Below are 24,660 nucleotides of genomic sequence, written 5' to 3'. Positions count from 1 at the left end.
ACAGTTCTGGCGGTTCTGGCGGCTCCCGCCGCTCAAGGGCGGCGCCGTCTCCGGAACTGGATCCAGACGCGGACCCCGCAGCGGTCGCTCGCGCCATCGTGTTGCGGCAGCTGACGACTTCGCCCAAGAGCCGGCTGCAGCTCGCGCGCAAGCTGGCCGAGCGCAACGTGCCCGAGGACGTCGCCGAGGCCGTACTGGACCGCTTCGAGGAAGTGCGCCTGGTGGACGACGCCGAGTTTGCGGACTTGTGGGTCCGCAGCAGGTCCCAAACGCGCAAACTCGCCAAGGGGGCCCTGCGGCGCGAACTCGCGGACAAGGGCATCGACCCGGAGACCGCCGCCGGTGCGCTGGAACAGCTAACCGACGCCGACGAAGAATCGGCCGCCCGTGAGCTCGTGGAGCGCAAGCTGCGGGGATTCACCGGGGGTGAAGACCGTGCGGAGCGCGACAAGGTCACCCGCCGCCTCGCGTCAATGCTGGCCCGCAAGGGATACCAGCCTTCGCTCGCCTTCCGGATCGTGGGCGAGGTACTCGACGCAGTCACCGGCCGTGCCGAAGCCGGGGACTAAGACCACCGATCCGGGGTCTTTGCAGGCCCGGCCACTGCCCGTGACCCATACCCGTTACCCTTAACAAGTGAGTTTTACCATTCCCTCCCCAGCAGCCGGCACGACTTCTCCAGCAACGCCTCCGGCAGTGCCTCCGGCAGTGCCACCGGCAGCGACTCCGGCAATGCAGCCAGCAGCGCCTGTGACATTCAGTACAGACCCGGCTGCCGCAACGGAAAGTTCCCGGCCGGCCCAGCCCCGCACCTACCAGGTGCGCACCTTCGGCTGCCAGATGAACGTGCACGATTCCGAGCGGATGGCCGGCATGCTGGAAGCCGCAGGCTACGTTCCGTCCGCCGGTGAGCTGGCCGACGTCGTGGTCTTCAACACCTGCGCGGTCCGGGAGAATGCCGACAACAAGTTGTACGGCAACCTCGGCATCCTCGCCCCGGTCAAGGCAGCCAATCCGGGAATGCAGATCGCCGTTGGCGGGTGCCTCGCACAGAAGGACCGGGAGACCATCCTCAAGAAGGCGCCGTGGGTGGACGCCGTGTTCGGCACCCATAACGTCGGTGCCCTGCCGGCGCTGCTGGACCGGGCCCGCCACAACAACGAGGCCCAGCTGGAGATCCTCGAATCCCTGGATGTTTTTCCCTCCACTCTTCCCACCAAGCGGGACTCAGTCTATTCAGGCTGGGTATCGATCTCCGTGGGCTGCAACAACACCTGCACCTTCTGCATCGTCCCGGCCCTGCGGGGCAAGGAAAAGGACCGTCGCCCCGGCGAGATCCTGGCCGAAATCCAGGCGCTCGTGGACGACGGCGCCATCGAAGTAACACTGCTGGGCCAAAACGTGAACTCCTACGGCGTCGAATTCGGCGACCGGCAGGCCTTCTCCAAGCTCCTGCGCGCCTGCGGCGACATCCCGGGCCTCGAACGTGTCCGGTTCACTAGCCCGCACCCGGCCGCCTTCACCGACGACGTCATCGACGCCATGGCCGAGACTCCCAACGTCATGCCGCAGCTGCACATGCCCTTGCAGTCCGGCTCGGACAAAGTCCTCAAGGATATGAAGCGGTCCTACCGCTCCACCAAGTTCCTCGGCATCCTGGACAAGGTCCGCGAGAAAATCCCGCACGCCGCTATCTCCACGGACATCATCGTCGGGTTCCCCGGCGAGACCGAGGAGGACTTCCAGGCCACGCTCGACGTCGTGGAGAAGTCCCGGTTCGCCACTGCCTTCACCTTCCAGTACTCCAAGCGACCGGGCACTCCCGCCGCGGACCTGCCGGACCAGCTGCCCAAGGCAGTGGTCCAGGAACGCTTTGAGCGCCTCACGGCCCTGCAGGACCGGATTGCCGCAGAGGAAAACGCCCGGCAGCTCGGCCGCCGCGTCGAGGTCATGGTGACAGCCCAGTCGGGCCGTAAAGCCCAGGAAACCCACCGCCTTTCTGGCCGGTCCCAGGACCAGCGGCTGGTGCACTTCTCCGTGCCCGCCGGCGCCGAGGTGCCCCGGCCCGGCGACCTGGTGACCGTCACCATCACAGACGCGGCCGCATTCCACCTCGTCTCCGACCCTGCATCGGCGGATGACTACAGCCTGCGCCGCTCCCGCGCCGGTGACGCCTGGGACCGTTCCCAGGCAGATTCCTGCGGCGCCCCCGCCCCGGCCAGCGCGTCGGGCACCTCCGGCGTGTCGCTGGGCATGCCCAGCCTCCCGGTCCGCGGCCGTTAGCGCCGTGCCTGGCCAGCAGGGCACCGCCCAGGCCGCCGCCGCGGCCACGGCAAAAGCAGCTGCACGGCCGGATGCACTGCCAAGTGCAAAGCCGGGTGCACGGCCGGCTGCGCCGCCAGTGATCGCCGTCGTCGGCCCCACAGGGTCCGGCAAATCAGACCTGGCCGTGGCCCTCGCCCTTGAGCTCGACGGCGAAGTCATCAACGCCGACTCGATGCAGTTCTACCGCGGCATGGACATCGGCACCGCCAAGATCACCGACGCCGAACGCCGGGGCGTGCCGCATCACCTCCTGGACATTCTGGACGTGACCGAGGAAGCGTCCGTCTCGGACTTCCAGCAGCAGGCCCGTGCCCTGATCGCCGACATCCACGGCCGCGGGAAACGGGCCATCCTGGCCGGCGGCTCGGGACTCTACGTCCGCGCCGCGCTCGATGTCCTGGAGTTCCCCGGCACGGATCCGGACATCCGCCGCCGGCTCGAGACGGAACTGGCCACGGCGGGACCTGCGCCGCTGCGGGAACGGCTGGAAGCAGCGGACCCCGTGTCGGCGGGCAGGCTGGGCGATGATCGCAGGATCATCCGCGCCCTGGAGGTCTTCGAACTCACCGGGCGCCCGTTCAGCTCCTTCATGCCTGCCCGCGAGTACTTCCAGCCTGCCGTCCAGATCGGCCTCGACGTGGACCGGGAACTGCTCCGGGAGCGCCTTGCCCAGCGCGTCCACGCCATGGTGGACCAGGGGCTGCTGGACGAAGTGCGACGGCTGGACGCCGCAGGGCTCCGCACCGGCAGGACCGCGCCACGCGCCCTCGGCTATGCCCAGTTCCTCCGGGTCCTCGACGGTGAAGCCAGCCTGGAGCAGGCCGCGGACGAAACCATCATCGCCACCCGGCAGTTCGCGCGCCGCCAGCTGACCTGGTTCCGGGCCGATCCCCGGGTCACCTGGCTGGGCTGGCGCGATCCTGACCTGGTGGCCGAGGCCGCCGCACTGGGCCGCACAGCGCCCGTTCTGCCGCCGGCATAGCGTTCGGGCCACAGTCACGGTCACGGTCTCTGTCACGGTCACGGTCACGGTCACCGTCACGGTGCCGGAGCGGTCAGGGCGGAACGGTAACCTTGGAGCATGGACGAATCCCAAGCCGTAGCCGCTGACCGCACTGCCGGCGATACCGCACCGCTCAGCGGTCTGAAGTTTTCCAAAGGCCACGGAACGGGCAACGACTTTGTCCTGATCGCAGATCCCAACGGCACACTCTCGCTCAGCCCCGAGCACGTCGCGGCGCTCTGCGACCGGCACCGCGGCATCGGCGGCGACGGCCTGATCCGTGCCGTACCTTCCCGGCTCCTGCCCGAGGGGCAGGAATTGCTGGCCGCGCACCCCGACGCCGAGTGGTTCATGGACTACCGCAACGGCGACGGCTCGCTTTCCGAGATGTGCGGAAACGGAGTCCGCGTCTTTGTGCACTTCCTCATCGCCGAAGGACTCGTGGATCTTCCAGCCGGCGAGTCCCTCGTCATTGGAACCCGGGGCGGTGCCAAGACGATCGTCCGGACAGCTGCGGGCTACGCCGTGGACATGGGCCCCTGGGAGTTCATCTTCCCGGGTGAGGCCACCGCACGGGCTATGGATTCGCTCGTCAGCGCCGAGGGGCTCGAAGTCGCCCGGCCCGCCCTTTCCGTCAGCATGGGCAATCCGCACACAGTGGTAGCCCTGGCCGAGACCGCCGAACTCGAGGCCACACAGCTGTTCACGGCCCCACGGGTGGACCCGACGCCGCCCCACGGCACCAACGTCGAATTCGTCGTGCCGTCCGAACCGCTGGTCCACGACGGCACCGGCACCATCACCATGCGGGTCCACGAGCGCGGGGTGGGGGAGACCCAGTCATGCGGCACCGGCGCCTGCGCCGCCGCCGTCGCCATTCGCCACTGGGCCGGCCAGGGCGCACCCGACGCGTGGAACGTCCACGTTCCCGGCGGCGTCGTCGGCGTGAAATTCTTCCTGGGCCCGGAGGGGCACGAACACGTCGAACTCAGCGGCCCGGCCGTGATCGTCGCTAGCGGGACGCTTTCCTGACCCGAAGGATCCGGAACGACTTCGACGTGCTCTCCCGGGTGACGCTGAAGCTGGAGTCGAGCTCCGCCGCCAGCCAGCGCTGCAGCGAGTCCGAGCCGAGGTTCTTCTGCACCACGAGCCAGGCCGATCCACCCGGCGCCAGCCTGGGAATCCACAGGCGCAAGAGGGCATGAAGCTCATCCTTGCCGATCCGGATCGGCGGGTTGGACCAGATGGTGTCAAAGCGCAGTTCGGGGTCCACAGCGTCCGGCGTGCTGGCGGTGACGTTGCTCAGCCCCAACAGCCCGGCGTTTTCGTTGGTGAGGGTCACGCAGCGTTCATTCACGTCCACCGCGTAGACGTGGGCGTGCGGTGCCCGCAGGGCCATGGTCAAGGCGATCGGTCCCCAGCCGCAACCAATATCCAGCAGGTTGCCCTGCGGCGCCGGAGCCGGAACGTCGGCGAGCAGCACGGCCGTTCCCTTGTCGATCCCGTCCGGGCTGAAGATGCCTGAGGACGTCTGCAGCCGGCGCGTTTCACCGGCGAGATCCACGGTGAGCGGCTTGCGGGTGAAGGGCCCGGCCGGCTGGGCGCTGAAATAATGTGCAGACTCCATAATGGGCCAGATTAGTTGGCGGCCCACCCCATTGGGAAACCGGGCGGGAGCCTTGACGTCTGCTAGGCTAAAAAACATGATCTTGATCTCCAAGTAGCCGGCACGGGCCTTGTCCCGTCCCCGGAGCGATGCAGGTAAACGCCTTCCGCTGAGTGCGCCATCGCAAGGGTGAGTCTTCTCACCCGCGGGCGCCTGCACCACTTGGAATCCAGCAAATTTCCTGAGCACCTTGTTTTGCCGCCACCGTGTTTTGCGGGCACCGTGCTCTCTGGCCCGCTCCCGGGCCCGGTTCGGCGGACGGCACCTACCTCACTGTGATCTCCACAGTCTGTGGTCCCCACAGCCTGGCGCATTTGCCGCCACTACCCTTCACCCAGCCACCGCTCCGGACGGAGCCAGCACTGCCCAGGCACCCCTGCCGCGGGCAATCCAGGAGGCCTGCATGACCCCCCGCCGTCAGCCCAGCGCGAATACCGCCCCACAGAGCACCAATCGGCACTATTCTGAAAGTGCCGAACCCTTAAAGGAGACCATGACCAGCCACCCCAACACCGGACCCGATTCAGCAGCCCAGGACATGAGTCCTGAGGAGATCCAAGCTGTAATCGACCGGATCCTGTCCAAGGACACCCCGGCCCCAGGCGCAGGCCGTGGCGGCGGCTCCGGAGCCGGCGCCAACGGAGGCGCTGGCGCGACCGGCGGCCCGACGTCGGTACTCGGCAAGGCACAGGCCATCTCCCGCCTGGACGAGGTGTACACCAACTTCGACGGCGACCAGCAGGATCTCGAGGAACGCCACGCGCTGCGCCGCAAGGCAGGCCTGTCCACCGAACTCGAAGACGTCACCGAGGTCGAATACCGGCAGCTGCGCCTTGAGCGCGTCGTCCTGGCCGGCCTCTGGACCGAAGGCACCTTAGCGGATGCCGAGAACTCGCTGCGCGAACTCGCTGCCCTCGCCGAGACCGCCGGCTCGGAGGTCCTCGACGGGCTGGTCCAGCGGCGGGCAAAGCCCGATCCCGGAACCTTCCTCGGCTCGGGCAAGGCGCAGGAACTGAAGGCCATCGTGATGTCCACCGGCGCCGACACCGTAGTGGTCGACGCCGAATTGGCCCCGTCCCAGCGGCGTGGCCTGGAGGACATCGTCAAGGTCAAGGTCATTGACCGCACGGCGCTGATTCTGGACATCTTCGCGCAGCACGCGAAGAGCCGCGAAGGCAAGGCGCAGGTGGAGCTGGCCCAGCTGGAATACCTGCTGCCGCGCCTGCGTGGCTGGGGCGAGTCGATGTCCCGCCAGGCCGGTGGCCAGGTGGGCGGCGCCGGCGCCGGCATGGGTTCGCGTGGCCCAGGTGAAACCAAGATCGAACTGGACCGCCGTCGGATCCGCACCCGGATGGCCAAGCTGCGGCGCGAAATCGCAGCCATGAAGCCGGCCCGGGAAACGAAGCGGGCCAACCGCCGTCGCAATGCGGTGCCCTCGGTGGCGATCGCCGGGTACACCAACGCCGGGAAGTCCTCGCTGCTGAACCGGCTGACAGACGCCGGGGTGCTGGTGGAGAACGCCCTGTTCGCCACCCTGGACCCCACCGTCCGCAAGGCCGAAACCGCTGACGGGCTGGGGTACACCCTGGCGGACACCGTGGGATTTGTCCGGTCCCTGCCCACCCAGCTCGTGGAGGCATTCCGCTCCACGCTCGAAGAGGTGGCCGACTCGGACCTGATCCTGCACGTCGTGGACGTCTCGCACCCGGATCCGGAAGGTCAGATCGCCGCTGTCCGGACCGTATTCAGTGAAGTCGACGCGCGCAAGGTTCCGGAAATCATTGTCCTGAACAAGGCCGACGCCGCGGACCCGTTCGTGGTCGAGCGGCTCAAGCAGCGCGAACCGCGCCACGTGGTGGTCTCGGCCCGCACCGGGGAAGGCATTCCGGAGCTGCTCAGGGCCATCAGCGACGGCATTCCGCGGCCCAGCGTGAAGCTTGAACTGTTGATCCCGTACAACCGCGGGGACCTGCTCAGCAAGCTCCACGAGACCGACGCCGAGATCCTCAGCCTGGACCACGAGGAAACCGGGACCCGTGCCGTGGTGATGGTGCGTGAAGGACTCGCCGCCGAACTGGATCCCTTCATCAGCAATGACTGACGCTGCGGTGACCAGGGCAGACGCCGGATCTGCGGACGCCGACGCAGCTGACGTTGAATTGGACGCCGCCGGACCTCCGGACGCATCGGCCGACGCCGGCTCAGCCGCCGAAGGCGACGCCGATTCGGTTGCCGGGGCGGCCGGCGAGGAGTTCGTGGTTAAACTGCTCGACCGTGCCGTGTCCGGCATGGGCGGCCAGAGCCGCGATGGCCAGCACGAAATGGCCCGGCAGGTGGCGCGCGCGATAGACAGCGGCGACCACCTGCTGGTCCAGGCCGGCACCGGCACCGGCAAATCCTTGGCATACCTGATTCCGCTGATCGCCCATTCGCTGACCAGCAACAAGCCCACCCTGGTCTCCACCGCAACCCTGGCGCTGCAGACGCAGATCGTGGGCCGGGACCTGCCCCGGCTGCTCAAGACCCTCACGCCTGCCCTGGCACGGCCCGTCAAGGTCGCCCTGGTGAAGGGCCGGTCCAACTACGTGTGCCGGCACAAGCTCGAGGGCGGTTTCCCGTCCGAAGAACCTTCCGAGGGACAGCTGTTTTCCCTCGGGGAGGACACCAGCGTGCCGCATTTCGCCGCCGCACTGGGCGGGCCGTCCTCGCAAATGGGCAAGGAAGTCGTCCGCCTGCGCGAATGGGCGGAGGGGACCGCGACGGGGGACCGCGACGAGCTCATGCCTGGCGTCACGGACCGGGCCTGGCGCCAGGTCTCGGTCACCTCCATGGAGTGCCTCGGCGCGCAGAAGTGCCCGCTTGCGGCCGAATGTTTCAGCGAGCTTGCACGGCAGAACGCCGCCGACGCCGACGTCGTGGTCACCAACCACGCCATGCTGGCCGTCAGTGCCTTCGAAGGCCTGGCGGTGCTGCCCGAGTACGACGTCGTGGTGGTGGACGAGGCGCACGAACTGCAGGACCGCGTCACGGGCGCGGTCTCCGGTCAGCTCTCCGTGGCGATGGTTCACGCTGCCGCGTCCGGGGCCCGGAAGCACACGGGCATCACGGTGGACGCGCTGAACAATGCCGCGGCCCATCTGGAGCTGGCCATCGACGGCGTCCCCAGCGGGTTGATGCCCAACGGGCTGAACAGCGAGCAGCTGGACTGCATCGACCAGCTGCGCGATGCGTGCCGCGCCGCCCTGTCTGATTCGAAGGGGGACAGCTCCGTGTCGGCCGACGGCGGACGCCAGCTGGCCCGGTCACGCCTGATGGTCATCCTGGAACTCTGTGAGCGCCTCCTGGCCGCGCGCGAAAACCGCGAAGTGGTGTGGTTCTCCCGCAACAGCAGCTTCGACCCGGCGCAGGGCTACTCCCAGCCGGACGAGAGCTCGCCTGCCTTGATCAATGTTGCCCCGTTGAGCGTCGCGGGGCGTCTGCGCGAGGGTTTGTTCGCGGACCACACCGTCATCCTGACCTCGGCCACGCTGGCCATCGGCGCTGCCTTCGAGCCTGCTGCCGGCGGCCTCGGCCTCGTTGGCAACGGCGCCCCGAGCTGGACCGGCGTCGACGTCGGATCCCCCTTCGACTATCCGAAGCAGGGCATCCTCTACGTCGCCCGGCACTTGCCCAAACCCGGCCGCGGAACGTCCCCCGAGGCCTTGGACGAACTCGAGAAGCTGATCCGCGCTTCAGGCGGCGGTGCCTTGTGCCTGTTTTCCTCGCGGCGCGCGGCCGAGGAAGCGGCCGAGGCCATGCGGCCCCGGCTGGGCCTCAGCATCCTGTGCCAGGGGGAGTCGACCATGACGGCGCTCGTGCGGCAGTTTGCCGACGAGCCGGACACCTGTTTGTTCGGCACGATGTCCCTGTGGCAGGGCGTCGACGTTCCGGGGGTGTCCTGCCGGCTGGTGGTCATTGACCGGATTCCGTTCCCGCGGCCGGACGATCCGCTGATGACGGCACGCTCGCGGGCCGTCGCCCAGGCCGGCGGCAATGGCTTCATGTCCGTCTCGGCCACGCACGCCGCCATTCGGCTCGCGCAGGGCGCCGGACGGCTGATCCGCTCGACGTCGGACAAGGGCGTGGTGGCGGTGCTGGATTCGCGGCTGTCCACGGAGCGCTACGGCGGATTCCTCCGCGCCGCGCTGCCGCCGTTCTGGCCCACCACCGATTCGTCGATAGCCATGGCGGCCTTGGAGCGCCTGGCGAAGGACTCCGCGAAGGGCTAAGTCCCAAGCTGAAGCAGGAGCCGGACATCCTCGAGGAGGCGGCCACTCTGAGTGGCGGCCCCGACGGCGATGGCTAAAGGGAGCGGAGTACCGAGACGACCTTGCCCATGATGACGGCGTGGTCGCCGAGGATGGGCTCGTACTGGGTGTTTTGCGGCAGCAGCCAGGTGTGGCCGTCCCGCTGGCGGAATGTCTTGACCGTGGCTTCGTCGTCCAGCAGTGCGGCAACGATGTCGCCGTTTACGGCATCGCCCTGGCGGCGGACAACCACCCAGTCGCCGTCGCAGATGGCGGCATCGATCATCGAGTCGCCCGCCACCTTGAGCATGAAGAGTTCGCCATGGCCCACCAGCTGGCGGGGCAGCGGCATGACATCCTCCACCACCTGGTCCGCGAGGATCGGCCCGCCAGCGGCGATGCGTCCGACGAACGGCACCATTGCCGTGTCGGTGGCGCTGGCGAGTTCATTCACTGACAGGCCGCCGACGGCCCGCAGGCCGCTGGACTTCTCGACTCCCGAAATCGGGGTGGTCCCCTCGTCCAGGGTCAGCGGCATGAGCACTTCCATGGCCCTCGGGCGCTTCGGATCGCGCCGCAGGTAGCCGAGCTTTTCGAGCTGGGAGAGCTGATGGGTCACGCTCGACAGGCTGGCTAGACCGACAGTGTCGCCGATCTCGCGCATGGACGGCGGGTAGCCCTTGTCCGTGACGGACCGCTGGATGGTCTCCAGAATTTTCTTTTGCCGGACGGTGAGGCTTTTGGGGGCCCGGGCGGGCTGCGGGCTCCGTGAGGTGGCCCTGCCGCCGGTGGCTTGTGCTGCCATGTTCGCCAACGCCTTTCCGTTCCGCCCGGCTGCCGTGGCTGCTGTCACCGGGAACTTCCGGTCTGAAATGTCAGACCCTGCTGATCAACTACCAATGACTTCACCCAGTGAATTCATTTGTGGTTGTCCTGTCCCTCAAAAATAGGCCAGCCGCAGGGCTTTTTCAAACATTTGTTCTAGCGAGTCTCGACATCGTTCGTTAGTAAGTGCTAAAACAGAACAAGCAGAGTTCGAATATGTGTTCGAGTTCGGAGTTTCGAGTCCGGATCCGATGTTCGGTTCTATGTTCGAAGGTTCGGCCGGTTGGCGGCGAGTACGTGGAGTACGCCGGGCGGCACCGTATGGTCCAGGAGGGCTCAGTTCATGTCAGCTTCAAGCGCGTTTCAAGGCACGTTCGTTCAGGGCGTCACGAATCACCACCGCCGGGCAGGTGCCAGTGGCGTCGCCGGTTTCGGCAGCGCCGGCCAGGGCAGTGTTGGCCAGGGTAGCGTTGGCCAGAGCAGCGCCGACCAGGCCAGCGCCCGTCACGGCAATGTGTACCCGATCAACGCCGGCCGCCGCACTTCCCCGACGTCGCCTGCACCGCTAGGGGCGACGGCCGCTGTTTCCGCCGGCCGGCCCAAGCAAGCGCCGCTGCGGCTCACCCGGCGCGGACGCTTCGTCTTCTTCGGTGTCCCGCTGATCCTGCTGGCGGCGCTCATCCTGTCGTTCAGCGGATTCCTCAACGCGCCCGCGAAGGCGGCGGATTCCGCGGACCAGCTCTCGCTGACGCCGACCGTTACCGTCACTGTGCAGCCGGGGGAGTCCCTCTGGGCCATTGCGAGGTCCGTGGCCCCGGAGCGAGATCCCCGCGACGTCGTGGCCGATATCGTGCAGCTGAACAACTTGGATGCCGCGCGTGTGATGCCGGGCCAGCAGCTGTTCGTCCCGTCCAAGTAGCGTCCGGCAAGCCAGGTACCGTCACCCAACTACCATCACCCAAGTGCCGTCGCAGGCGTCACAGTTTCAGCGCCCGTGCCGCTACCACTTAAACTGGTCACGTGACTGACCAGCTTGAGCGCCTCAACCGACTGCCCCTCCGAACCAATCTGCGTGGCCTGCGTCCGTATGGCGCGCCGCAGCTGGACGTCCCCATCCTGCTCAACGTCAACGAGAACACCCATGGCGTTCCGGCCGATGTCCGCGCGGCGATCACCGAGGCCGTCAGCGCCGCCGCCGTCGGGCTGAACCGGTATCCGGACCGCGAGTTCACCGAATTGCGCGAAGCCCTCGCCGAATACCTTGGCCACGGCCTGGACGCGGAGAATATCTGGGCCGCGAACGGCTCCAACGAAGTCCTTCAGCAGATCCTCCAGGCATTCGGCGGCCCCGGCCGGACGGCCCTCGGGTTCCCTCCCACGTATTCGATGTACCCGCTGCTGGCCTCCGGCACGGACACGGAGTACATCGTCGGTGCCCGCGCGGCAGATTATGGGCTCAGCGCGGAATCGGCGGCGCGCCAGGTCCGCGAGCTGCAGCCCAACATCGTTTTCCTCTGCTCCCCGAACAATCCCACCGGCACGGGGCTGGGGCTTGATGTCGTCGAGGCCGTCTACGACGCCGGCGAGGCCAGTCAAACCATCGTGATCGTTGACGAGGCGTACCACGAGTTCGCCCACGACGGCACGCCCAGCGCGCTCACCCTGCTGCCAGGCCGGGAGCGGCTCATCGTCTCGCGCACCATGAGCAAGGCCTTCGCCCTCGCCGGCGCGCGGCTCGGCTACATGGCCGCGGCCCCGGAGGTCGCGGACGCCCTGCGCCTGGTCCGTCTCCCGTACCACCTCTCCGCCATCACCCAAGCCGCGGCCCTGGCCGCCCTGCGCCACCGGGAGGCCCTCATGGCGGACGTCGAGGACATCAAGCGCCAACGCGACAGGATCGTGTCCGAACTGACGCGGCTGGGCCTGAGGCCGGCCGCCTCCGACTCCAACTACGTGTTCTTCGGCGGCCTGGAGAACCCCCACGAGGTCTGGCAGGGCATGCTGGACGCCGGTGTCCTCATCCGCGACGTCGGCATTCCGGGGCACCTTCGCGTGACCGCCGGCACTGAGACAGAAACCACAGCCTTCCTTGAGGCCCTTGAACGCATCCTGAACGGCTCCGCAAAGCCGCAGGCCTAGACTTGATGGGGAGCCCGAGCGCCCCGCCAGACTGCCCAACACCCTGCCTTCTTCCAAAGGACACATCTACATGAGCAACACGGGATCCACCGCCGCCGAGGGCCGGACCGCACGCATGGAACGGACCACCAGTGAGTCCTCGGTCCTGGTCGAGATCAACCTGGACGGCACCGGCGTTTCAGACATCAGCACGTCGGTTCCGTTCTACGACCACATGCTGACAGCCCTCAGCAAGCACTCCTTGATTGACATGACCGTCAAGGCCACCGGTGACACCCACATCGATGTGCACCACACTGTCGAGGACGTGGCCATCACCTTCGGCGAGGTGCTGCGGACCGCCCTGGGCAACAAGGCCGGAATCCGCCGGTTCGGCGAGGCGACCGTGCCCCTGGATGAGGCCCTCGCGCAAGCCGTCGTGGACGTCTCCGGCCGTCCCTACCTGGTCCACGCCGGTGAGCCGGCAGGCCAGGAATACCACCTGATCGGCGGCCACTTCACGGGCTCCCTGACCCGCCACGTCTTCGAGGCGATCACGCTGCACGCCGGGATCTGCCTGCACATGAACGTCACCGCCGGGCGCGACCCCCACCACATCGTCGAGGCCCAGTTCAAGGCCTTTGCCCGGGCACTGCGGGCAGCCGTCGAACCGGATCCCCGCGTCGAGGGCATCCCGTCCACAAAGGGTGCCTTGTGAGCGGCCCGCTGCTCCGCGACGGGGCCATCATCGACCCCGCCGCCGCGACCAAGCCGGTGTCCCCGGAGGGAAAGCCCACTGTTACGGTGCTGGACTACGGCTCCGGGAATGTCCGGTCCGCCGTCCGCGCGCTGGAGCGGGCCGGCGCCGAAGTCATCCTCAGTTCCAAGCCTGAAGACGTCCTCAACGCCGACGGCCTCGTCGTCCCCGGTGTCGGCGCCTTCGAAACCGTCATGCGCGAACTCAAAGCCGTTGACGCCATCCGCATGATCGGCCGCCGTGTCGCCGGAGGCCGCCCCGTGCTGGCCATCTGCGTCGGACTCCAGGTGCTGTTCGAGGCCGGCGTCGAGCACGGCACGGAAGCCGAGGGCATGGGGGAGTGGCCCGGCAAGGTGGAGCTGTTGCCTGCCGACGTCGTACCGCACATGGGCTGGAACACCGTCTCCGTCCCTGAGGGATCCAAGCTGTTCGCCGGGGTCGAGGGCGAGCGCTTCTACTTCGTGCACTCCTACGGCGTCCAGCACTGGGACTTCGACGTCATCCAGCCGCGGATGGCCGCGCCGCTGGTGACCTGGTCCGACCACGGTGCCCCGTTCATCGCGGCTGTGGAAAACGGCCCGCTGTGCGCCACGCAGTTCCACCCGGAGAAGTCCGGCGACGCCGGCGCCCGGCTGTTGCGCAACTGGGTCCAAGGCCTGCGGCCCGCATCCCCGGAACGAACCGCAGCCCCGGAACGGACCGCCTAGATGTGGTCCCTGGTGCTCATGGGCGTCGCGGGCCTGCTGGTTGGCGGCGCGATCTCCTTCCGGCAGCAGAAAAGTCCGCTGTGGGTGCAGATCGTTTTCTATGTCCTCGCCGGCATGTCGCTGCTGGCCGCCTACCTCCTGACCCTGCCGGCGTCCTGACGGCCGCTCCCAACTACCATCCCAAGCTGAGGACTCCACGATGACCACCGAAACCCCGTTGCCCGTACTTGAGCTCCTGCCCGCCGTCGACGTCGTCAACGGCCAGGCCGTCCGCCTCGTCCAGGGCGAAGCAGGCAGCGAGACGAGCTATGGCACCCCGCTGGAGGCCGCCCTCAACTGGCAGCAGCAGGGGGCCGAATGGGTGCATCTGGTCGACTTGGACGCCGCGTTCGGGCGCGGCTCCAACGCCGAGCTCCTGCGCGAGGTGGTTGGGCGGCTCGACATCAAGGTGGAGCTCTCCGGCGGCCTGCGCGACGACGAATCCCTCGAGAAAGCCCTCGACCTCGGCGTCGCTCGCGTGAACCTGGGCACCGCGGCACTGGAGAACCCGGACTGGACGGCCCGGGTGATCGAACGCTTCGGCGACAAGATCGCCGTCGGCCTGGATGTCCGCGGCACCACCCTCGCCGGCCGGGGCTGGACCAAGGAAGGCGGGGACCTCTGGGAGGTGCTCGGCCGCCTCGAGGACGCCGGCTGCGCCCGGTACGTCGTGACCGATGTGACCAAGGACGGCACGCTCCAGGGCCCCAACGTCGAACTCCTGCGCCAGATGGTCGAGAAGACAGGCAAGCCTGTGATCGCTTCCGGCGGCATTTCCAGCCTTGAGGACCTCTTGGTCCTGCGTTCCCTGGTGCCGCTCGGGGTCGAAGGCGCCATCATCGGCAAAGCCCTCTACAACGGCAACTTCACACTGCCCGAGGCCCTCGACGCCGCCGGCCGCCGCTAGGCGCTCAGTGCCCATGACGCACACCGACAATCCGCACGGCCCCCACGACCCCCGGGACACAGTCCAGCCGGGCGCCGGGGCGGGCCCCGTCCGGCATCTGCCCGGACACATCGCGGCCGCCCTGGCCGGCTCCGGCGGGGCCACTGACTCCGCCGGCCAACCCTGGGCAGGCCGCAGCCTGTCCGGCGATGACGCAAAGATCCACAATTTCGAGGACGACGCCGGCACCGCCGACGCCGGATACCTTGCGGCTTTGGCCGACCTCGCCGCGGGCACTGGCGACGAGGCGGCCGTGGTGGCCGCGCTTGCCACCGCAAGGGTGTTCGTGCCAATCCTCGCCCAGCTCGCCGAAGAGGGCGAAGCCGCTGCTGGGGCGCACGGGGACCAGCTGCACTCGGACAAACAGGCCGACATGGCCCTCGTGACGCTCAAGGCGCCGGACGGGCGAACGGCTATGCCGGTGTTCACCTCGGCGGCGTCACTGACTGCGTGGCATCCGGAGGCCAGGCCGGTCGCCGTGTACGCGGCGCGGGCCGCCCTATCCGCGGTCGCGGAAGGCGCCGAGCTGCTGGTGCTCGATCCCGGCTCCAGCCTGACGTTCGTGGTGCGCCGGCCGGCGGTTTGGGCCCTCGCCCAGCAGCAGACCTGGACGCCGTCGTACGCCGATCCCGATCTCGCAGCAGCCCTCGGGGAGGGCGCGGTTAGCTTTCCTGCGGTCCGCCGTGTTGAAATTCATCCGGGGGGAGGAGTTGCCACGGCCACGGCCGATGGCACGCGGCTCCCCGGTGGGGGAGCCGGCCCGGAACTCCGGGTGGTCCTCTACCTTGAAGACGGGCTCGACGCCGCCGGCGTGCAGTCCATTGTCGCTGGCCTCAACAACGCCTGGGCCCGGAATGAAATCTTTGCCGAGCGGGTTGATTCGATCGAGGTCAAGCTGCAGCGCGCAGCACCATAGCTGACGGCCCAACGGGGGGACTTCCCGGTGCTGCCGTGGGCAGTACCAGAAGGAAGTAGTCTCGTGAATTTCGCGCTTTACCGTCAGCTGCTGGCCGTCCGGCCCATCCGGCGGCTCCTGCTGGTCGGCATGATCGCCCGCATACCGCACTCGGCGGCCGGAGTCTTGCTGACCCTGCACATCGTCCTGACCCTCGGCCAGGGCTACGCGGCCGCCGGCGCAGCCGCCGCCGTGATGACGATCGGAATCGCCGTCGGCGCCCCCTGGCGCGGGCGCCGGGTCGACACCGTGGGGCTGCGTAAGGCGCTCATCCCGTCTGTCGTCTCCGAGACGGTGATCTGGTCGATCGTCCCGCACGTCTCCTACGAGGTGCTGCTACCCCTGGTGTTCATCGGAGGCCTGCTGACCCTGCCCATCTTCAGCGTGGTGCGGCAGTCCCTCGGCGTGCTGGCCCCCGGGGAACAGCGCCGCACGGCCTTCACCCTGGACGCCATCGCCACCGAACTGGTCTTCATGATCGGCCCCGCTGTCGGAGCCGTCGTCGCCACCAGCGGCCAGTCCGTCCTGGGCCTGACAATTGTGGGAGTGGCGACATCCGTCTCGGGACTCTTCCTCATGTGGTTCAACCCGCCCACCCGGAGTGCTTCTCCGGACGCCGGGCTCGAGGCGCAAGAGCTCGAATGCGCGGAAGCCGCCGTCGTTGCCGCCGCGCCGGCCCACCTGCAGGAGGCCGCTGCCGAACTGGCACCCCTGGCCGCCGCGGCCGAGGAACGGCGCCGGCGGGGCTCCGGCCTGCGACACAGAGTCATCCACAACTTCAGCTGGTTCACCGCCGCCGTGGCCTCCGTATTCGCTGTCGCGGCCGGTGCGGGCATGGTCCTCAGCGGCACCGACGTCGGCATCGTCGCGGCCCTCCAGACCGGGGGCCACGAGGCCGAAGTCGGCATTGTGTTCCTCTTCTGGTGCGCGGCCTCGGTGGTGGGCGGCATCCTCTACGGCGCCATGCACCGGCCCATCTCCCCGATCCTCCTGTTGCTCGGGATGTCAGCGCTGACCGTCCCGATGGCCTTCGCGACCGACGTCTGGACGCTCAGCCTGCTCGCGTTGCTGCCGGGTCTGCTGTGCGCACCGGTGTTGTCCGCGGCCTCGGAAAAGGTGGCCGAACTGGTTGACGAAAGCCGCCGCGGTGAGGCGATGGGCTGGTACGGTTCATCGCTCACGTGCGGAGTGGCCCTGGGTGCGCCGCTTGCCGGGCTGTTCATCGACCTCATCGGCCCCTCGGCGGGCTTCGTGTCCGTGGGGCTGGCCGGCGTGGGCCTCTGCCTGGTGGGACTCGTCCTGCAGCACCTGCGCCGCCGCCGCCTGGCCCACGTCTGACCTTCCGCTGCCGCCGCTTGCGGCACCCGACCCCGGAGCGCAGGGGCGTTAACGACGGCGGCGGCGGTCGGACCGAAGTGGTCCGCCCGCCGCCGCTTTATGGCTGACGCTTGTGCTTAGTTGACTGTGCTTAGTTGACCGGGCCGGTGTACTTCTCGCCCGGGCCCTTGCCCGGAGCATCCGGAATGATCGATTCCTCGCGGAAGGCCAGCTGGAGCGAGCGGAGTCCATCGCGCAGCGGTCCCGCGTGCTGGGAGCCGATTTCCGGCGCCGCCGCGGTCACCAGGCCGGCAAGGGCGGTGATCAGTTTGCGGGCCTCGTCCAGGTCCTTGAGTTCCTGGGCATTTTCCTCGGCGGCGAGGCCGAGCTTTACCGCGGCGGCGCTCATCAGGTGCACGGCGGCCGTGGTGATGACCTCGATCGCGGGGACTTCCGAGATGTCGCGGATCTGCTGCGAGACGTCGGCCTGGGCGGCTGCGGGCTCGAAGACGTGGGAATTACGGTCTGATGTGCTCATGCTGGTAAGCTTGTCACAGACCGACTGAATGTCGTTATTCTCAGGCTTTTATAGAATGCAGTGCTTCTGGCTGAACTTTGGAGCCCGGAGTTGACGCCCGGCGACGCACATGTGCGTTGAACGGGTATCTTTCTGTAGAGTTGACTTTAGTTTGCAAGCGGAGTTCTCTCCCACCCGCGTCAGCCGCGAAACTTCCTTCGGGAAGCCCCTCCCTCCGGGAGTCAAGGTTGCCGGGTACCTGGTCGGGCACTACCTCGGACTCCGGTCCGCAGGAAGTGCATGCCGCCTCATTGAGGGCGGCAGCTCCGATCTCGAGGCCTTCGATTGCTCCGGCAATTGGGGGCCTTCTCTTTTTGCCGGTGGAATACCCCTCACGAACACAGGAGCTTTAACATTAGCGAGCCAAGAATCAATGAGCGTATCCGCGTCCCCGAGGTGCGGCTGGTCGGCCCTGCAGGCGAACAAGTAGGAATTGTCCGTATTGAGGATGCCCTGCGTTTGGCTGCCGAGTCCGATCTTGATCTCGTTGAAGTTGCACCGCAGGCGAAGCCTCCGGTGTGCAAGCTGATGGACTTCGGCAAGTACAAGTACGAAGCCGCCGTCAAGGCACGCGAGGCCCGGAAGAACCAGACCAACACGGTCCTGAAGGAAATCCGCTTCCGCCTGAAGATCGACACTCACGACTACGAGACGAAGCGCGGCCACGCGCTCCGCTTCCTCGGTGCCGGCGACAAGGTCAAGGCCATGATCCAGTTCCGCGGCCGTGAGCAGCAGCGCCCCGAGATGGGCATCCGCCTGCTCCAGCGCTTCGCCGACGACGTCGCCGAGGTTGGCGTGGTGGAGTCCAGCCCCCGGATCGATGGCCGAAACATGGTCATGGTGGTTGGCCCGCTGAAGAACAAGGCTGAAGCCAAGGCAGAGGCCCGCCGCGCAACGCAGCGCGCAGAAGCCAAGGCTGAGAACGAAGCCAAGGCTTCGGGACGTGTCGATGTCTCCGGTGACAGCAACGCCCCGCTGACCCAGACGCTGGCAGACCTCCTGCCGGAAGGCTACGTCGTATCGCCGGAGGCTCCCGCAACGGAGGCGCCCGTCGAGGAACCCCAGGTTGAAGCGGCCCCGGTCGAAGAAGCCCAGGTTGAAGCGGCCCCGGTCGAAGAAGCCAAGGTTGAAGCGGCCCCGGTCACAGAGACCAAGGTCGCAGAGGCCCCGGTTGAAGAGACCAAGGCCGACGAGGCTCCCGCCCAGGAAGCACCGAAGGCGGCTGCTCCCAAGGCGGCCGAGAAGCCGGCAGTAGCCAAGGCTCCCGCGGCTCCGAAGGCAGCCGAGAAGCCGGCAGCAGCCAAGGCTCCCGCGGCTCCGAAGGCCGCTCCGGCCAAGGCTCCCGAGGAAAAGGCAGCCGCTCCGGCCGCTCCGGCGGCGGCACCGAAGCCGGTTGCTGCTCCGAAGCCGGTGCCGAGGCCTTCAGCGCCGAAGCCCGCTGCACGGCCAGCCGCCCCCCGGGCTGCCGCCAAGCCTGGCAGCAAGAAGACCAACTAGTTCACGGCTGCCGGACAGCAATGTCCGGCAGTAGGCAACCAGCATGCCGCCCGCAGGGGCGGCTGCACGAAAGAGCTGCAGACTTTTCTGCGGATACGTAAGGAGATCGGTTCCCATGCCGAAGATGAAGACCCACAGCGGTGCTAAGAAGCGCTTCAAGCTGACCGGTAGCGGCAAGCTGCGCCGCCAGCAGGCCAACCGCCGCCACTACCTGGAGCACAAGTCCTCCCGGCTGACCCGTCGCCTTGCCGGCGACAAGATCGTCTTCAAGGGCGACGCCAAGGTCATCCGGAAGATGCTCGGCATCTAAGTTCCAAGTTTTCTGACTGTTCGCCACCTGGCAGCAGTCAACTACCAAAAAGGCTTCTCAGGCCAGCCGGACCGATCCGGCAGTAGACGCTTGGGATCAGAATTTTCTAAGGAGTACGCACGTGGCACGTGTGAAGAGGGCGGTTAACGCCCACAAGAAGCGCCGGGTTATCCTCGAACGCGCAAAGGGCTACCGCGGACAGCGTTCACGCCTGTACCGCAAGGCAAAAGAGCAGCTGCTGCACTCGTTTGTGTACAGCTACGGTGACCGCAAGAAGAAGAAGGGCGACTTCCGCCGTCTTTGGATCCAGCGCATCAACGCTGCATCCCGCGCCAACGGCCTGACCTACAACCGACTGATCCAGGGCCTGAAGGCCGCTGAGGTTGAGGTTGATCGCCGTATGCTGGCCGAGCTGGCCGTTTCCGACGCCAACGCCTTCGCCGCGCTGGTCAAGGTCGCCAAGGACTCGCTGCCCGCCGACACGTCCGCTCCGGCCGTCCAGGCTGAGGCCGCTCCGGCTCCGAAGGCTGCCAAGAAGGCTCCTGCGAAGAAGCCTGCTGCCAAGAAGGCTGACGCCGAGGCCGCAAAGTAGTTCCTGCCGTAGTCGAAAGACTGCTTCGTTCAAGAACCGGCTGTGAAAGCAACTAAGGTTCTTATATGAACGAAACCGGGCGCCCGCAAGATTTTCCACTTTCCAATCCTCGAGCTGATCGGGTGAGGAAGGTGGCACAACTTGCCGGGCGCCCGGCCCGTTTAAAGCGCAGCGAGTTCCTGGCGGAGGGCCCGCAGGCTGTCCGGGAGGCCCTGATCCTGCACCAGAAAAGGATTGCCGCGGGGGAGCCCGGCATCGTCTATGAGGTGTACGCGAGCGAGGCCTGCCTGGACCGGCACCCGGACCTGGAGACACTCGCAGAGGGCACCACCGCATTCCTCGCCACCGACGAAGTGCTGGCCGCGATGGCGGATACGGTCACCCCGCAGGGCATTCTCGCGGTCTGCGGTTTCCTGGACGTGAGCCTTGAGCAGGTACTCGACGCCGGCCCGCAGCTGATCGCGGTGCTGTGCCAGGTCCGCGACCCCGGCAATGCCGGAACCGTGCTCCGGGCAGCCGACGCGGCCGGCGCGGACGCCGTTATCCTGACCGCATCCAGCGTTGACATCTACAACCCCAAGGCCGTGCGCTCGACGGCGGGATCCCTCTTCCACCTGCCCGTGGTGCTGGGCGCTGATGTCGAGGAGTTGGTGGCCCGCTGCAAGGAACGCGGCATCGGAGTCCTCGCGGCGGACGGCCAAGGCCAGCTGAACCTGGACCGTCTCCAGGACGAGAATGCGGCCCGGCGCCTGGGGACCTCCGCGGCCGAGTCGGTCTTCGCGCTGGAGAACCCCACGGCCTGGCTCTTCGGCAACGAGGCACAGGGACTGTCCGAGGACGAGATCGCGCTGGCCGACCACCGCGTGGCCGTGCCGGTTTATGGGGGAGCGGAAAGCCTGAACCTCGGCACCGCAGCCACCGTCTGCCTCTACGCCAGCGCCCGCTCCCAGCAGGCGTCCTAGGGGCTCTGCACGGACCTGGCACTTCCGGCCGGCAATCCGGCCGGAAGCCCTCCAAAAAACGAACGGCGGGGCCCACCGAATGGTGGGCCCCGCCGTCGTACTGTCACTGCCGCCCCACACACAGTGTGCGGTCAGTGCTTTGCAGAATTATGTGGTCTTGTTGCGCCCTGTGATGGCGCCGTAAATGCCCGCTACGGCGAGGCCGCCGACAATGGCAAGGAGCCAGGAACCGAGATTCCAGAATTCCATCTTGCCGCCGCCGAACAGAAGGTCCCCGATCCAGCCGCCGACAATTGCGCCGACGACGCCGAGCACGAGGCTGGTAACCCAGCCGCCGCCGACCCTGCCGGGCATGACTGCCTTGACGATTGCACCTACTATGAGTCCGAGAATGATCCAGCCAAGAAAGCCCATGTCTCCTCCTACATATTCGTCGGCACCCAAATTGTGGATCCCGAATATGGCTTCAAGCTAACATAGGGCGGATTCGTTGTCAGCAGGGGACTACCCAATCGTTACGTGGCCCCGTTGGCCCCTGCCCCGGTTCGGCTGCGGCCCGGAAACGGGTACGGTATTCCTTGTGGGCGCTGGGTTCTTCCGGTGTTCGCGTACACCCTGAAGAACCCCATAAGGAGAAGCTCACGTGGCTGCAAATGGCGGTACCAAGGCGATTCTCGCGGCGCTGGCCGCAAACCTGACCATCGCCGTTTTGAAGTTCGTCGCCTACTTTCTGACGTTTTCCTCGTCCATGCTGGCCGAGGCGATTCACTCGCTCGCAGACTCCGGCAACCAGCTGTTGCTCCTGGTCGGCGGCAAGCGCGCGCAGCGGAAAGCCAGCCCCGAGCACCCCTTCGGCTATGGCCGCGAGCGGTACATCTACGCCTTTATCGTCTCGATTGTCCTTTTCAGCGTCGGCGGCCTGTTCGCCCTGTATGAGGCCTGGGGAAAGATCCAGCACCCGCACGCCATCGAAGGGGACTTCTGGTGGGTGCCGCTTGCCGTCCTGATCGGCGCAATCATTGCCGAGTCCTTCTCCTTCCGGACAGCGATCATCGAATCCAACCACCTCAGGGGAAAGCAAAGCTGGGTCAAGTTCATCCGCAATGCCAAGCAGCCGGAACTCCCCGTGATCCTGCTCGAGGATTTCGGCGCCCTCGTGGGCCTGGTGTTCGCGCTCTTCGGCGTGGGCATGACGCTCCTGACCGGGAACGGCATCTGGGACGCCCTCGGCACCGCCATGATCGGCCTGCTGCTTGTGGCGATCGCTGTGGTGCTGGCCATGGAAACCAAGTCCCTGCTGCTGGGCGAGTCGGCCACCCGCGATGACGTCGCCAAGATCCGCGGCGCAATCGAAGCCGGCGGCACCACCATCATTCACCTCAAGACCATGCACCTTGGTCCTGAGGAACTGCTGGTGGCGGCCAAGATCAGCATCGGCCGCTCGGACTCGGGCCAAGACATTGCGAAGGCGATTGATGACGCGGAGGTCCGGATCCGCGAGGCCGTCCCGATTGCCCGGGTCATCTACCTGGAACCGGACGTGCAGCGCGTCAACGCCCCCTGAGCCGCCCGGCAGCCCATTGCCCCAAATAGGACAACGGCCCTAAAGACAACGGCAGTACCTAAAGAAAACGGCAGTCCGGTCCAGTACTCCACTGGACAGGACTGCCGTTCTTTTTGAGCATGTCCGCCTTTTGCCCGGCCGCTTCGCTGCGGCTCAGGGGATGGCTAAGGGCGGCTAGGAGGCCAGCGGCCGCCTGCGTTCCACGGCACCGCTGATGGCAGCGACCCCGAGCCCCAGCACGGCAAGGACCGCGCCTACGAGAGCCGGCGCGACGTAGCCCCAGCCCCAGGCGATCACAAGGCCGCCCAGGAAGGCCCCGAGGGCGTTGGCGACGTTGAGCGCCGCGTGGTTGAGCGAGGAGGCCAGCGACGGTGCGTCGGGAGACGCATCCAGAAGCCTGGTCTGCAGGGCCGGAACCAGCATGGACCCGGCGGCGCCAACCACGAACACCATGACCAGCGCGGACCAGGCCCAATGGACGCCAATGGCGTAGACCACGAGCGCCACCGCAGTGCCGGGCAGCACCCAGTAAATCGTGCCCATGACGGACTTATCGGCGATCCGGCCGCCCACGATGTTGCCCGCCACCATGCCCACGCCGTACAGCGCCACGACCAGCGGCAGCCAGGGCGCCGGGACACCGGCCACGGAGGTCATGGTGTGCGAAATGTACGTGTAGGTCGCGAAGAAACCGCCGAAGCCGACGATGCCGACGAGGATGGCGAGCCACACCTGGAGCCGCTTGAGCGCGCCGAGCTCACGGCGGAAGCTGGCATCTGCGTGCGGCTTCTGGAACGGGACGAACTTCCACAGCATAGCGAGCGTGATGATGCCGATCAGGCCCACCAGCAGGAACAGGAGCCGCCACCCGTAGCTCTGGCCCAGCCAAGTAGCGAAGGGGACACCGACGACGTTGGACACCGTCAGCCCGGCCATGACCATCGAAATGGCCCAACCCCGCTTGGTCGGCGCCACCAGGGAGGCAGCAATCACGGCCGCGACCCCGAAAAAGGCGCCGTGGGGCAGTCCCGCGGCGAACCGGGACACCAGCATGGAGCCGTAGTCCGGGGCGAGGAAGGAACTGAGGTTGGCGATGCTGAAGAAGAGCATGAGCCCCAGGGCCAGATACTTCCGCGGGAGTTTGGCCCCGACGGCGGCCAGCACCGGCGCGCCGATCACGACGCCGAGGGCGTAGGCCGAAATAAGGTGGCCGGCCTCGGGCGTACTGATGTTCAGGCCCTGTTCGATCTCCTTGAGCAGGCCCATCATGGTGAATTCTGTGGTGCCGATGCCAAATCCGCCCATCGCCAGGGCAATGATGGCCAGGGCAACGTGACGGGTGCCGGTCTTGGACGGCGCCGGGGCGCGTGTGGTGGTTGTCATTCGTCTTTTCAGGGAGATTTTCCGGAAGGTCCGGAGGGATCGGACAGATAAATATGCTTTTAAGAACTGGGAGGCGGCGCCGAATATTCCGCAACCGGCCGCAACCAGTCTGCGCGGCCGCCTCCACCATTGTCCCTTACCCGGCCGCTCCCGGGTCCCCGTCCGCCCCGGCCTGAGCGCAGGACACGCTCCCGAGGCGATCCCGGGTCCCCGGTCCCGCCCGCAGCCGTCCGCCCCGGGTCCCCGCTCCGGCCCGGGACCCGGCGGCCGCAATAGACTGGTGGGCGTGACTGGACTCATTGGCGTCGTTGGCGGCGCAGTAGTGGACTCCCTGGCCGAACCGGGCCTGCTCCTTGTGGCGCGGCGCACGGCGCCGCCGCAGTTTGCCGGCATGTGGGAGTTCCCGGGCGGAAAAGTGGAGCCAGGCGAAGCAGCCGAAGACGCCCTGCACCGCGAGCTCCGCGAAGAACTGGGCGTACTGGTGCGGCTCGGGGCCGAGCTGCCTGCAGAATCCGCCACGGGCTGGCCGCTCAACGAGAAGGCGGCGATGAGGGTCTGGTTCGCCGAACTGGCTGGGGGAGAGCCCGAGCCGCTGGAGGATCACGACGAACTGCGCTGGCTCGACCTCCGCAACCTGGCGGAGGTCCTGGGCCTGCCATGGATCCCGGCGGACTTCCCCATCGTAGAAGCCCTGCTGGCCGCAGTCCGGGCTACCGGGCCGCGCGGAGTGGGCGCCGGGCTTAGCCGCTGACCCGGACGGGCCGACGGGCTTTCGAATGCCCGCCTCTCGCCAAACAGTCAGGCATGTGCCTACTCTGAACGCAATCGAGA

25 protein-coding genes are annotated in these 24,660 nt (G+C 67.3%); 20 read left to right on the top strand and 5 right to left on the bottom strand.

All coding sequences use genetic code 11. The features are described from left to right. The first annotated feature begins 98 nt into the window (after nt 1–98). The 4 genes from M2428_RS10980 to dapF all read left to right on the top strand — a co-directional run bounded on the left by M2428_RS10980 (nt 99) and on the right by dapF (nt 4,360). Nucleotides 99–569, top strand: coding sequence for a regulatory protein RecX (locus M2428_RS10980; RefSeq protein ID WP_346780742.1), 471 nt, complete (start codon nt 99–101; stop codon nt 567–569). Nucleotides 570–732: 163 nt separating this feature from the next. Then, a complete protein-coding gene (gene miaB / locus M2428_RS10975; protein ID WP_277525998.1) occupies nt 733–2,283 on the top strand; it encodes a tRNA (N6-isopentenyl adenosine(37)-C2)-methylthiotransferase MiaB in 1,551 nt (516 codons plus the stop codon). Nucleotides 2,284–2,359: 76 nt separating this feature from the next. Beyond that, nucleotides 2,360–3,307, top strand: coding sequence for a tRNA (adenosine(37)-N6)-dimethylallyltransferase MiaA (gene miaA / locus M2428_RS10970; RefSeq protein WP_277526221.1), 948 nt, complete (start codon nt 2,360–2,362; stop codon nt 3,305–3,307). 99 nt (nt 3,308–3,406) lie between these two features. Beyond that, nucleotides 3,407–4,360 carry a diaminopimelate epimerase gene (gene dapF, locus M2428_RS10965; protein ID WP_277525997.1) on the top strand — a complete coding sequence of 318 codons (954 nt, stop codon included), beginning with the start codon at nt 3,407–3,409 and terminating at the stop codon, nt 4,358–4,360. On the opposite strand, the gene M2428_RS10960 is transcribed toward dapF, so the two are convergent. Next, complete coding sequence (locus M2428_RS10960; protein WP_277525996.1) at nt 4,341–4,955, bottom strand: methyltransferase; 615 nt, start codon at nt 4,953–4,955, stop codon at nt 4,341–4,343. The two genes, dapF and M2428_RS10960, sit on opposite strands and share 20 nt — an antisense overlap. Nucleotides 4,956–5,487: 532 nt before the next feature. On the opposite strand from M2428_RS10960, the gene hflX reads away from it, so the two are divergent. Further along, complete coding sequence (hflX, locus tag M2428_RS10955) at nt 5,488–7,095, top strand: GTPase HflX (protein ID WP_277525995.1); 1,608 nt, start codon at nt 5,488–5,490, stop codon at nt 7,093–7,095. Then, nucleotides 7,088–9,262: an ATP-dependent DNA helicase gene (locus tag M2428_RS10950; RefSeq protein WP_277525994.1), complete on the top strand. Its 2,175-nt coding sequence runs from the start codon at nt 7,088–7,090 to the stop codon at nt 9,260–9,262. Before hflX ends, M2428_RS10950 begins: the two co-directional genes overlap by 8 nt. A 73-nt stretch (nt 9,263–9,335) precedes the next feature. Here M2428_RS10950 and lexA read toward each other — a convergent pair whose 3' ends face one another. Next, complete coding sequence (gene lexA / locus M2428_RS10945; RefSeq protein ID WP_277525993.1) at nt 9,336–10,085, bottom strand: transcriptional repressor LexA; 750 nt, start codon at nt 10,083–10,085, stop codon at nt 9,336–9,338. A 633-nt stretch (nt 10,086–10,718) separates the two neighbouring features. Here lexA and M2428_RS10940 point away from each other — a divergent pair. The 8 genes from M2428_RS10940 (at nt 10,719) to M2428_RS10905 (ending at nt 16,965) form a co-directional block, all read left to right on the top strand. Next, entirely contained in the window at nt 10,719–11,024 is a 306-nt protein-coding gene (locus M2428_RS10940; RefSeq protein WP_277526220.1) for a LysM peptidoglycan-binding domain-containing protein, read from the top strand. A 101-nt stretch (nt 11,025–11,125) separates the two neighbouring features. Next, nucleotides 11,126–12,244, top strand: coding sequence for a histidinol-phosphate transaminase (locus M2428_RS10935; RefSeq protein ID WP_277525992.1), 1,119 nt, complete (start codon nt 11,126–11,128; stop codon nt 12,242–12,244). 70 nt (nt 12,245–12,314) lie between these two features. After that, a complete protein-coding gene (hisB, locus tag M2428_RS10930) occupies nt 12,315–12,941 on the top strand; it encodes an imidazoleglycerol-phosphate dehydratase HisB (RefSeq protein ID WP_091557762.1) in 627 nt (208 codons plus the stop codon). Then, on the top strand, nt 12,938–13,687 hold the full coding sequence (gene hisH / locus M2428_RS10925; protein WP_277525991.1) for an imidazole glycerol phosphate synthase subunit HisH: 750 nt from the start codon (nt 12,938–12,940) through the stop codon (nt 13,685–13,687). Before hisB ends, hisH begins: the two co-directional genes overlap by 4 nt. Continuing rightward, a complete protein-coding gene (locus M2428_RS10920; RefSeq protein WP_277525990.1) occupies nt 13,688–13,846 on the top strand; it encodes a hypothetical protein in 159 nt (52 codons plus the stop codon). Between the two features lie 40 nt (nt 13,847–13,886). Beyond that, nucleotides 13,887–14,633 carry a bifunctional 1-(5-phosphoribosyl)-5-((5-phosphoribosylamino)methylideneamino)imidazole-4-carboxamide isomerase/phosphoribosylanthranilate isomerase PriA gene (gene priA / locus M2428_RS10915; protein WP_277525989.1) on the top strand — a complete coding sequence of 249 codons (747 nt, stop codon included), beginning with the start codon at nt 13,887–13,889 and terminating at the stop codon, nt 14,631–14,633. A 13-nt stretch (nt 14,634–14,646) separates the two neighbouring features. Continuing rightward, complete coding sequence (locus M2428_RS10910) at nt 14,647–15,588, top strand: SseB family protein (protein ID WP_277525988.1); 942 nt, start codon at nt 14,647–14,649, stop codon at nt 15,586–15,588. A 63-nt stretch (nt 15,589–15,651) separates the two neighbouring features. Beyond that, nucleotides 15,652–16,965: an MFS transporter gene (locus M2428_RS10905; RefSeq protein ID WP_277525987.1), complete on the top strand. Its 1,314-nt coding sequence runs from the start codon at nt 15,652–15,654 to the stop codon at nt 16,963–16,965. Nucleotides 16,966–17,095: 130 nt separating this feature from the next. On the opposite strand, the gene M2428_RS10900 is transcribed toward M2428_RS10905, so the two are convergent. Further along, nucleotides 17,096–17,482: a DUF1844 domain-containing protein gene (locus tag M2428_RS10900; RefSeq protein ID WP_277525986.1), complete on the bottom strand. Its 387-nt coding sequence runs from the start codon at nt 17,480–17,482 to the stop codon at nt 17,096–17,098. 324 nt (nt 17,483–17,806) lie between these two features. On the opposite strand from M2428_RS10900, the gene infC reads away from it, so the two are divergent. From infC to M2428_RS10880, 4 genes are all read left to right on the top strand, one after another. Next, nucleotides 17,807–19,018 (top strand): translation initiation factor IF-3, encoded by a 1,212-nt coding sequence (gene infC, locus M2428_RS10895; RefSeq protein WP_346780741.1) that lies wholly within the window; start codon nt 17,807–17,809, stop codon nt 19,016–19,018. Nucleotides 19,019–19,133: 115 nt separating this feature from the next. Next, entirely contained in the window at nt 19,134–19,328 is a 195-nt protein-coding gene (rpmI, locus tag M2428_RS10890) for a 50S ribosomal protein L35 (RefSeq protein WP_009358635.1), read from the top strand. Between the two features lie 121 nt (nt 19,329–19,449). Continuing rightward, the gene (rplT, locus tag M2428_RS10885; protein ID WP_018774438.1) at nt 19,450–19,920 is read left to right on the top strand and encodes a 50S ribosomal protein L20; all 471 of its coding nucleotides are present in this window, start codon (nt 19,450–19,452) and stop codon (nt 19,918–19,920) included. Between the two features lie 65 nt (nt 19,921–19,985). Then, nucleotides 19,986–20,882, top strand: a complete 897-nt coding sequence (locus M2428_RS10880; RefSeq protein WP_277525984.1) for an RNA methyltransferase — start codon at nt 19,986–19,988, stop codon at nt 20,880–20,882. Nucleotides 20,883–21,029: 147 nt separating this feature from the next. Here the strand turns inward: M2428_RS10880 and M2428_RS10875 are convergent, their stop codons facing one another. Next, nucleotides 21,030–21,296, bottom strand: a complete 267-nt coding sequence (locus M2428_RS10875; protein ID WP_090956472.1) for a GlsB/YeaQ/YmgE family stress response membrane protein — start codon at nt 21,294–21,296, stop codon at nt 21,030–21,032. A gap of 229 nt (nt 21,297–21,525) precedes the next feature. On the opposite strand from M2428_RS10875, the gene M2428_RS10870 reads away from it, so the two are divergent. After that, the gene (locus M2428_RS10870) at nt 21,526–22,446 is read left to right on the top strand and encodes a cation diffusion facilitator family transporter (protein ID WP_277525982.1); all 921 of its coding nucleotides are present in this window, start codon (nt 21,526–21,528) and stop codon (nt 22,444–22,446) included. A 174-nt stretch (nt 22,447–22,620) separates the two neighbouring features. Here the strand turns inward: M2428_RS10870 and M2428_RS10865 are convergent, their stop codons facing one another. Beyond that, the gene (locus M2428_RS10865) at nt 22,621–23,829 is read right to left on the bottom strand and encodes an MFS transporter (RefSeq protein WP_277525981.1); all 1,209 of its coding nucleotides are present in this window, start codon (nt 23,827–23,829) and stop codon (nt 22,621–22,623) included. A 286-nt stretch (nt 23,830–24,115) separates the two neighbouring features. Here M2428_RS10865 and M2428_RS10860 point away from each other — a divergent pair, with 286 nt between their 5' ends. Further along, nucleotides 24,116–24,580, top strand: coding sequence for a (deoxy)nucleoside triphosphate pyrophosphohydrolase (locus M2428_RS10860; protein ID WP_277525980.1), 465 nt, complete (start codon nt 24,116–24,118; stop codon nt 24,578–24,580). Nucleotides 24,581–24,660 lie beyond the last annotated feature (80 nt).

It is taken from the genome of Arthrobacter sp. ES3-54 (assembly GCF_029504395.1).
Taxonomy (GTDB): domain Bacteria; phylum Actinomycetota; class Actinomycetes; order Actinomycetales; family Micrococcaceae; genus Arthrobacter.
This window is presented reverse-complemented; position numbering and strand designations above follow the sequence as displayed.